The organism is Pseudomonas nicosulfuronedens (assembly GCF_005877905.1).
In the GTDB taxonomy this organism is placed as follows: domain Bacteria; phylum Pseudomonadota; class Gammaproteobacteria; order Pseudomonadales; family Pseudomonadaceae; genus Pseudomonas; species Pseudomonas nicosulfuronedens.
The window spans coordinates 1-2,293 of record NZ_SWDV01000095.1; the positions used below are offsets into that span (position 1 = coordinate 1).

Here is a 2,293-nt window from a genome sequence, read left to right on the forward strand (position 1 = left end):
ATCAGTGTACGACTGAAACTCATATGGTTCAATCAGAGCGAAGTGATACACATATGTTTCAAACTATGAAGTGGTGAAGCATATGAACTGCATATTTATGGAAGAAAAAGCCGCCTGACGGCGGCTATAGGGCGCTCTTGGATCGGAGCACTGCTAAGGCGCGGACTCATCCTTCACAGGTGTAGGGCCCTAGCCGTTCCTCGAAAACCTGCATGTTGTGTCCGCAGTCAGCTAGCGCGAAGAACTCACGTTGCTCGAAGTTCACAGCGAACAGTTCGCCATCGTTCCCGATCACGCTGAGACCGTATTGCTGAAGGATTTCCCCCACGGCCCACCAGCTTTTCGCCGCCCGAAGGCGGGCAAACACTCGCTCACGCTCAGTGCCCTGCTCCAAAAGGTCTGCCAGGCGGCGAATCGAGGCATCTTCGAGAGGGGCGTGGCTACTGCTCATGCGCACCTCCGAGGTCCAAGGGCTTGATCGGGGCTGGCATGGTTGCGGGGGATTGTTCCGGTGGCGGCAGAACTTCCTGGTCGGGAGCTTCGTTGCGCATAGCGACCAGCTGCACGATCGCGGCGCGGAACGATTGCGCCGGCTGCGCCCCCTTCACGATCAGGTGCTTGCCAGTGGTGTTGTCCACCACCACCGTCGCCGGCGTGCCAGTGACACCCAGTGAAGTACCGCGGCTGATTTGCTTCTGGATCTTCTCGTCGTACTTGCCGCTGCTCATGCAGCTACGCAGCGGGTCCGGCTGAGCGCCGACCGACAGCGCTACCTTCTCGAGGTCTTCGGGGCCTTGGCCGTTCAGCTGGGTATGGCTGAAGTACTCGCCGGTGAATGCCCAGAAAGCCTGGTTTCCGACCTGCTCGCCTATGCACTCGGCTGCTACGGCGGCTGCATTAGCTGCCGGATCGTGGAACTGCAGAGGGTAGTGCTGCCATTCCCAGTTGATCTGGCCGTTGGAGCCGTCGGCGATGCGTTTGGGGGTGTCATGGAAACGCTGACAGAAAGGGCACTCCAGATCGCTGAATTCGACCAGCGTGAACTCGGCCTGGGGGTTGCCGTAAACGTGGCGGCCATCCTTCATGTCGGCGTTCTTGGCGGCGGTCCAGCCCGCAAGGATTCGATCGCGCTGCGCCGCCATGACCTTCGATTCCCGTAACTCCAAGGTTTTATCGACTTGGCCTGGAAGCTTCTCTACCAGTTGAGTGGCGACATAGGCGTCTGTGTAACGCGCGTTCAGCATGAAGGACACGCCGACCGCTACTGCCACACCAAGCACAGTGATCGCGATATGGCCGGTCAGGTTCGAATTGGACATCGTTTCACTTCCATTGAGGGGTAGATGGGCGGGAGGGAGCCTGCAGGTGCACCGGCAAGTCTTTGGGTGTGCCGTTCACCAGGATCAGCCATTCGTCATAGGTGAGCCGTTCAGTGCCGCGGCAGAGCTTGTTGCGGACCTGCACGTACTCGTTGACGGTGCCTTTTCCGTTGGCCAGCGTGGTGATGAACTTCCCACCTGCTGGTGTGCCTAGAGCGAAGGTCTGGGCGACACCGTTGTTCTCGGCGCAGTTGGCTGCCACCAGGCCGGGGGGCACGGCCACCATCGGCTGGTGGGATGCTTTCGGCTGCGGCTGAAGCTCCGGATAGAGTTTGCCGTTCCGGGTGTCGAGCACGTCCTTGCTTCCCAGGACCGGCTGGTAGGTAGGTTCTCGAAGCGCGGCGCCACCGCGGCCCGCATGACCCCAGCTGGTGTAGTGATCGCGAAAGTCAGGGCCGTAGCTTTCGACTACATACGGAACGCCGAGCGGCAATTGCTCGGCTTTGTCAGCCGGTGGCTGGTGCGTACAGGACGCGGAAAGGAGCAGTCCCGCGTAGAGGCCAAATCGGCCGGTGAACTTCCAGTTGGGCATGGTGGATCCTCGGGATCAATTTGTTGAAATTGTCCGAGCCGCTGACGGTGAGGATTCGCTTTTTCACGCAACAAATTGACCGGAAAAAAAGATGCCGACCCCGCTATCTTGCAGATCGATACCGGCTGTTGCAGACTTGCGGCACGCCTGCATGGCGTTAAAAGCATCTTCGGCCTTCCTGGCCACCCTCTGCGGCACACCAAGTGCTCGCCGCATGACCAGCAGAATTCTCTAATTAAATCTAATCGCTTGAGCGTTTAGGTTTAGTCATGTGCTCTTTGCACATGGTCGGCTTGTTGGCCGATTTACAAATACAACCAAAAACCTCTCAAAAACCCCCTAGGGGCGACATGCCCCTTACGGGATCATGCCGCCCTTAGTT

At 58.7% G+C, this 2,293-nt stretch carries 3 protein-coding genes; all 3 read right to left on the bottom strand.

Annotated features, from left to right (window positions below; all coding sequences use genetic code 11):
• Positions 1–166: 166 nt before the first annotated feature.
• The 3 genes from FAS41_RS30490 to FAS41_RS30500 are packed head-to-tail and all read right to left on the bottom strand — an operon-like array spanning position 167 to position 1,911.
• Positions 167–451, bottom strand: coding sequence for a hypothetical protein (locus FAS41_RS30490; RefSeq protein WP_138526990.1), 285 nt, complete (start codon positions 449–451; stop codon positions 167–169).
• The gene (locus FAS41_RS30495; RefSeq protein WP_138526991.1) at positions 441–1,319 is read right to left on the bottom strand and encodes a DsbA family protein; all 879 of its coding nucleotides are present in this window, start codon (positions 1,317–1,319) and stop codon (positions 441–443) included. Before FAS41_RS30495 ends, FAS41_RS30490 begins: the two co-directional genes overlap by 11 nt.
• 4 nt (positions 1,320–1,323) lie before the next feature.
• Positions 1,324–1,911, bottom strand: coding sequence for a hypothetical protein (locus FAS41_RS30500; protein ID WP_138526992.1), 588 nt, complete (start codon positions 1,909–1,911; stop codon positions 1,324–1,326).
• Between the last annotated feature and the right edge of the window lie 382 nt (positions 1,912–2,293).